Below are 6926 nucleotides of genomic sequence, written 5' to 3' on the forward strand. Positions count from 1 at the left end.
CTACAAGGGCACCTATTCCTCATTCGAGGAACAGCGCGCCGCGCGCGAACTGCTCGACGCCAAACACGCCAAGCGGCAGGGCGATGAGCGCAAGCGCCTGCAGGACTTCGTCGACCGCTTCAAGGCAAAGGCTTCCAAGGCGCGGCAGGCGCAGTCGCGCGTGAAAATGCTGGAGCGGATGAAGCCGATCACCGCACTGGTGACCCAGGACGTCCACGAGATCTCGTTCCCGGCGCCGGAGAAATTGCTCTCGCCGCCGATCATTGCGGTCGACGACGTCTCGGTCGGCTACGAGCCGGGCAAGCCCGTGCTCAACCGCGTAACGCTGCGCATCGATACCGACGACCGCATCGCGCTGCTCGGCTCCAACGGCAACGGCAAATCGACGCTGGTCAAGCTCTTGGCGGGCAAGCTCGCGCCGTTCTCGGGCAGGATCACCAAAGCGGACAAGCTGTCAGTCGGCTATTTCGCTCAACACCAGGTCGACGAGCTCAATCTCGACGGCTCGCCCTATGATCACATCCGCAAGCTGATGCCCGAGACTCCGGAGAGCAAGGTGCGCGCCCGCGTCGGTGCGATCGGCTTCTCCGGCAAGGCCGGCGACACGCTGGTGAAGAGCCTGTCGGGCGGCGAGAAGGCGCGGCTGCTGCTCGGGCTTGCGACGTTCTACGGCCCCAACATGATCATCCTGGACGAGCCGACCAACCATCTCGACATCGACAGCCGCGCGGCGCTGGCGGAGGCGATCAACGAATTCCCCGGCGCCATCATCATGGTCTCGCACGATCGCTATCTGATCGAGGCCTGCGCCGACCGGTTGTGGGTCGTGGCGAACCAGACCGTCACGGCCTATGACGGCGATCTCGACGAATATCGCCGCATGATCCTGTCGGCCAATGACGGACGGACGGCCTCGCGCGAGCGCGCCAAGGAGATCGCCGCAAAGCCCGAGCGGATCCGCAATGAAAGGCGCGTTTCACCCCGGCAGCGGGTGACGCAAGCCGAGAGCGAGATCGAGCGCATCAACGGCATCATCGCCAAGATCGACAATGCGCTCGCGCTGCCCGATATTTTCACGCGCGATCCCAAGCAGGCCGCGCAGCTGACCAAGGCGCGCGCCGGCGCCGAGAGCGCGCTGCAACGCGCCGAGGAAGAATGGCTGGACGCCAGCGCCGAACTCGACGAAGCCGCGAACTAGAGCGTGACCACCGGGCAGAGCTGCATATTCGGTGTCGTCCCTGCGAAAGCAGGGACCCATAACCACCGATGGTCACTGTTGCGCGATCGTCGAACGACGAGTCCCGTCAATCACATCCGCCGCGGGGTATGGGTCCCTGCTCCTGTGCGCAATTGCGCACTAGGCAGGGACGACGTGTGGTGAAAGCGTGGGCTCTCATTCTTCCGGTGTCATGCCCGCACATGCAGGCATCGACCTGCCGATGCGGCAAAAACGCCCTAACCGTTCGAGGTTGGCGCCGGCTTCTTCGGCTTCTTCTTCGCCGGCTTCGCGACCTTCGGCTCCGGCGCAGCATCGGGGCCGCGTTCGACGGACGTAAGGCGTCCCCCGGAGAACGTATAGATGCCGGCGCGTGCGCCACGCGACCAGGTCACCACCGCGACGCGTTCGCCGCCAGGTCCGTTCGACAGGTTCACGCTGTCGGGGGCACCGATGCCGCGCACGACGTCACATTCGGTATGGCCGAGTGCGACACTGCCGCCGGTCGGCTGCGGCGGCGGCGCACCGCCGGCCTGCGCATTCGCATCGGCAGCGCCCGGTGGGGGCGCCATGCCTGGACAGCTGCCGTCGGCACTGACGAGGTCGTCGTTGGTCACCGGCTTGTCCGGCGTCAGCGGCGGCGATTCGATCGAGATGTTGCGGATGAACACCCGCCCGGGCCGCGAGAACCAGTCTGCATCGCGCGAAAAGATGTCGGACGCGCCCGAACAGCCGGCAAGGCCAGGTGCAAGCACCAGCAACGCCAGCAGCGACTTCCGACTGAATGTTCCGTCTCGCACGATCGACAAGGCTCCTAACCCCTTTACCTAAGGGGTTGTCCGAACATCACTTTGCGGCATGACCGTGACCCGCCCCGGGAAACGTCGAATTATCATTAATTTGTCGATATCGCTATTGGCGCCGCTGCCAACGCCCCCGCTCGTCGGTCTGCCAGTAGGTGACCTCGAAGCCCCGTGCCTTGCAGGCAGTCCAGCTCTCCCTGGCCGTGGCCACCGCGTCGGGATCGTCGCCGTTGAACACGAGGACCACCCGCTCGTAGCTGTCGCAGTCGGCCGGCAGCGCCGCATTGTCGACCAGGAAGCGGACGTTGGCCCGGTTGGGATTGCCCTCCTCGATCGACAGGATGATCGGCTGGTCCTGCGCGTCGGCAACGCGCGCGCTCGCGTGCGGCAGGAACGAATCGTCGCTGTAGGTCCACAGATGGGCGTCGAGCGTCTCGGCGCGCTCCTGCGACGTTGATTGCACGACCACGCGCCAGCCGCGCTCGAGTGATTTCTCAAGCAGCGGCGGCAACACGGTCTCCAGCGTCATGTTCTGCAGATGGTAGAACAGAACCTCGGTCATGCGCCTGACGACACTCTCTTACTTACTTCCTGGCCTCATAATAGTCGGAGACGAGCCGTTCGAGCAGCCGGACGCCATAACCCGAGCCCCAGCTCTGGTTGATCTCGGTCTTCGGCGCCCCCATCGCGGTGCCGGCAATGTCGAGATGGGCCCAGGGCGTGCCGTCGACGAAGCGCTGCAGGAATTGCGCGGCCGTGATCGAACCGCCGTTGCGCCCACCAGTGTTCTTCATGTCGGCGAATTGCGAGTCGATCTGCTTGTCGTATTCGGGACCGAGCGGCATGCGCCACACCTTCTCCCCGGTCTCGAGGCCGACCTTCGCGAGGCGCTCGGCGAGTTCGTCATTGTTGGAGAACATGCCGGCGTGATCGGTGCCGAGCGCGACCATGATCGCGCCGGTCAGCGTTGCCAAATCGACCATGAACTTCGGCTTGCACTTCTTGGCGACGTACCAGAGCACGTCGGCGAGCACGAGGCGCCCCTCGGCGTCAGTGTTGATGATTTCGATGGTCTGGCCGGACATCGAGGTGACGATGTCGCCCGGACGCTGCGCATTGCCGTCGGGCATGTTCTCGACGAGGCCGATGGCGCCGACGGCGTTGACGCGGGCCTTGCGCGCCGCGAGCGCGTGCATCAGCCCGACCACGCAGGCTGCGCCGCCCATGTCACCCTTCATATCCTCCATGCCGCCGGCCGACTTGATCGAGATACCGCCGGTGTCGAAGCAGACGCCCTTGCCGACGAACGCGACCGGCGCCTCGCTCTTCTTACCGCCGTTCCAGCGCATGATCACGGTACGGCTGGGCCGGACCGAACCCTGCCCGACGCCAAGCAGCGCACCCATGCCGAGCTTGGTCATCGCCTTGACGTCGAGGACCTCGACGGTGACGCCGAGCTTGCGGAGCTGGCTGGCGCGGCGCGCGAACTCCTCAGGGTACAGCACGTTCGGCGGCTCGTTGACGAGTTCGCGCGCGAGGTTCACGCCGTCGACGATCGACGATTCGGGCGCGAACGCCTTTTTCGCAGAGGCGGCGTCGTCGACCGCGATCGAGACCTCGGCTCGCACAGCGCCGTCCTCGCCGTCCTTCTTCTTGGTCTTGTAGCGGTCGAACTTGTAGGCGCGCAGGCGGATGCCGGTGGCAATCGTGGCGGCCTGGCCGGCTGTCATTGCAGCATCGGACAGTTCCGCGAGGACGGTCATCGCGGCGCTGCCGGCATTGAGCTTGCCGGCCACCACGCCGCCGAATTTGAGAAGATCCTTCTCCTTGAGGTCGGCCGCCTTGCCGGTACCGATCACGATCAGCCGGTCGACCTTGATTCCCTCCGGCGCCAGGATATCCAGCGCTGCTCCGCTCTTGCCCTTGAACTGGTTGGCGGCGGCAGCCCGCTTGACCGTCTCAGCGGCGGCTCCCAGCGCCTTCCTTGTGGCAGCCCCCAGCTTCAATTGCTCGTCGCAAAAGGCGACCAGGATGCCGCGAGCGGACGCGGAGAATGGGACAAAGCCGACCTTGACGGCGTCGGACATAGGAAAATCCTCCAGAACTCAGGGTGTTGCTCGGACCTGAGACGGTCCTTCCGGCACGCGGGATGAGCATTGCGATGGCGGTCCGGAACGCCCCGGACCGGGCTTGTGACACACTATGACCCGCCGGCTGCGCCGCTGCCAAGCGCCGGAGTGGCCGGAAGGCCACAAAAGCGATTAATTAACCATAAATTAAGCGTGCCTTGGCCCGGCCATTTTGTTGACGGATCAAAGGGATGGTAGTGAGAGTGTGAACAGAGAGTGAGCCGGACGGGTCCGCGGCTCGACCATAGGGGAACCCGGGTTGACGGGATTGGTCGAAAGCCGTGCGTTTGGTTGCGCCAAGGGGGACGTGGGGGTCGTGCGGTAGCGATGGGGTCGGTCGACAAGTACATCTTCAAAACGACGCTGGCGTCGTTTGCGCTTGTCCTGGTCAGCCTCACCGGGGTGATCTGGATTACCCAGGCGTTGCGCGGCATCGACCTGATGACCAGCCAGGGTCAGACCATCCTCACCTTCCTCGGCATCACCGGCCTCGTGATCCCTGCGCTCGTCCTGATCATCGCCCCGATCGCGCTGATGATCGCGATCTCGCACACGCTGAACAAGCTCGCGACCGATTCCGAGATCATCGTCATGAACGCGGCCGGCTTCTCGCCGTTCCGGCTGTTCTACCCATTCTTCTATGCCACCTGCGTGGTGGCGGCACTGGTCGCCTTCATCGGCGCCTATCTCGCGCCCGACGGCATGCGCCGGATCAAGCAGTGGGATGCCGAGATCACCGCCGACGTCCTGACCAACATCCTGCAGCCCGGCCGCTTCGCCCAGCTCGACCAGAACCTGACGATTCGGATCCGCGAGCGCCTGCCCGGCGGCGTGCTCGGCGGCGTTTTCGTCGACGATCGCCGCGATCCGCAGCAACGCGTCACCATCGTCGCCGATCACGGCACCGTGCTGAAGAACGAGAGCGGCTCGTATCTCGTGCTGGAGGACGGCAATCTCGAGCGATTCGAAGTCGGCAAGCGCGATCCGACGCTGGTGGTGTTTCAGCGCTACGCGTTCGACATGTCGAAATTCTCGCAAGGCCGCGACGTCACGCTCGGAATTCGCGAGCGCTACCTCTGGGAGCTGATGTGGCCGGACGAGAACGATCAGACCTATCAGCAGCTGTCAGGCCAGTTCTTCGCGGAGCTGCATGATCGCTTCATGGCACCACTCTATCCGTTCGCGTTCGCGGCCCTCACCTTTGCCTTCCTCGGCGCGCCGCGCACCACGCGCCAGAGCCGCAATTTCTCGATCGGCGGCTCGGTATTTGCGGTGTTCGGCCTGCGCATGGTCGGATTCGCCTGCTCGGTGGTCGCGGTGAAAACGCCGATCGCAGCGCTCGTGCAGTATCTGATGCTGTTCGGCGGTATCGGCGTCGGCCTCTGGATGATCATCGGCGGCGTGGTCGTCGAGCCGCCGCCGCGGCTGATGGAAGCGATCAACCGGAATAACGAACGCATTGCGCGCCTCTTCCGGAGGCCGGCAACCGCATGAGCATGGTCACAAATACGCTCGGCCGCTATTTCGCCGGCCGATTCGTGATCGCGGCGGTCGGCGTGTTCGCGGGCATCTTCGTGCTGCTCGTGCTGGTCGACTATATCGAGATGGTGCGCAAGACGTCCGGCCTGGTCGGCGCCTCCGCCATCACGGTCGCCGAGACCTCGCTGTTCCGCGTGCCGCAATTGCTCGAAAAGCTGATGCCGTTCTGCGTGCTGATCGGCGCGATGACCTGTTATCTCGCGTTGTCGCGGCGGCTGGAGCTCGTGGTGGCGCGCGCCGCCGGCGTCTCGGCCTGGCAATTCATCTCGCCGGCGCTGGCCAGCGCGATCGTGCTCGGCATCTTTGCGACCACCGCCTACAACCCGATCTCGGCCAATCTGCGCGAGCTCTCCAAACGGATGGAGGCCGAACTGTTCGGCTCTGCGCCGGGCGGCGGCATTCAGGACGCGTCGGGCTTCTGGCTCAACCAGATCAATGACGAGGGCCAGGCGATCATCAATGCGGCCCGCAGCGAACAGCAGGGCGTCCGGCTGACTGGCCTCACGGTGTTCCGATTCGATGCGGCGTTGCAGTTCAAGGAACGAATCGAGGCCCGCGAAGCAACGCTCGAAGAGGGCCGCTGGGTGTTCACGGGAGTACGCCGATACACCCTCGACAAGGCTCCGGTGGACCAGGACACCTTCTATCTGACCACTACCCTCACCCCGGCACAGGTGCGCAACAGTTTCTCCACCCCCGAAACTGTGTCCTTTTGGCAACTGCCGAACTACATCCGCTCATCGGAGAGCTCAGGGTTCGCGACGGCTGGCTATCGCTTGCAGTATCACAAGCTCATCGCACAGCCGTTTTTGCTGGCTGCGATGGTGATGTTGGCGGCTTCTGTGAGCCTCCGCTTCTTTCGGATGGGCGGCGTGCAGAAGATGGTTTTGAGTGGCGTGGGCGCAGGCTTTCTGCTCTACGTGCTTTCGAAAGTAACTGAAGATTTGAGCAAGGCTGAGTTGATGCATCCCATCGCTGCGGCGTGGTTGCCCGTCGTCGTGGGTAGCCTCACCGGTTTCTTAGCCTTGCTGTACCAGGAGGACGGGTAGTGGCTACTGTCGCCGCCCGCCAGTTGATGTCGCCTGCATTCGGGCGGCGCAGTGCCCTGCGCCGTCAACGAAGCCGCATGGCCGCGTTTGGCGTTTCGATTTCCGCTCTCTTCACCGCGTTCGTCATGGTCAGCGCGCTCGACGTCGTCACGTCGACGCCGGCTGCCGCGCAGGCGTTCACCTACAATCC

Annotated in this window: 7 protein-coding genes; 4 read left to right on the plus strand and 3 right to left on the minus strand. The window is 64.3% G+C overall.

All coding sequences use genetic code 11. The features are described 5' to 3' along the window. On the plus strand, nucleotides 1-1198 hold a 1198-nt coding region (locus QMZ05_RS39830), incomplete at its 5' end, for an ABC-F family ATP-binding cassette domain-containing protein (protein ID WP_353705728.1). A gap of 257 nt (nucleotides 1199-1455) precedes the next feature. Here QMZ05_RS39830 and QMZ05_RS39835 read toward each other — a convergent pair. The 3 genes from QMZ05_RS39835 to QMZ05_RS39845 all read right to left on the minus strand — a co-directional run bounded on the left by QMZ05_RS39835 (nucleotide 1456) and on the right by QMZ05_RS39845 (nucleotide 4106). Then, nucleotides 1456-2025 (minus strand): hypothetical protein, encoded by a 570-nt coding sequence (locus QMZ05_RS39835; protein WP_353705729.1) that lies wholly within the window; start codon nucleotides 2023-2025, stop codon nucleotides 1456-1458. 103 nt (nucleotides 2026-2128) lie between these two features. Further along, a complete protein-coding gene (locus QMZ05_RS39840) occupies nucleotides 2129-2581 on the minus strand; it encodes a DNA polymerase III subunit chi (protein ID WP_353705730.1) in 453 nt (150 codons plus the stop codon). Between the two features lie 22 nt (nucleotides 2582-2603). Further along, on the minus strand, nucleotides 2604-4106 hold the full coding sequence (locus QMZ05_RS39845; protein WP_353705731.1) for a leucyl aminopeptidase: 1503 nt from the start codon (nucleotides 4104-4106) through the stop codon (nucleotides 2604-2606). A gap of 369 nt (nucleotides 4107-4475) precedes the next feature. Here QMZ05_RS39845 and lptF point away from each other — a divergent pair, with 369 nt between their 5' ends. From lptF to QMZ05_RS39860, 3 genes are all read left to right on the plus strand, one after another. Beyond that, complete coding sequence (lptF, locus tag QMZ05_RS39850; protein WP_050425932.1) at nucleotides 4476-5642, plus strand: LPS export ABC transporter permease LptF; 1167 nt, start codon at nucleotides 4476-4478, stop codon at nucleotides 5640-5642. Then, the gene (gene lptG, locus QMZ05_RS39855; protein WP_353705732.1) at nucleotides 5639-6736 is read left to right on the plus strand and encodes an LPS export ABC transporter permease LptG; all 1098 of its coding nucleotides are present in this window, start codon (nucleotides 5639-5641) and stop codon (nucleotides 6734-6736) included. The genes lptF and lptG overlap by 4 nt, the downstream gene beginning before the upstream one ends. Next, nucleotides 6736-6926, plus strand: a 191-nt coding sequence (locus QMZ05_RS39860; RefSeq protein ID WP_353705733.1) for a hypothetical protein, incomplete at its 3' end; no start/stop codon positions are given. The genes lptG and QMZ05_RS39860, both read left to right, overlap by 1 nt.

The sequence above is a fragment of the Bradyrhizobium sp. INPA03-11B genome (genome assembly GCF_040446015.1).
GTDB classification, from domain to species: domain Bacteria; phylum Pseudomonadota; class Alphaproteobacteria; order Rhizobiales; family Xanthobacteraceae; genus Bradyrhizobium; species Bradyrhizobium macuxiense_A.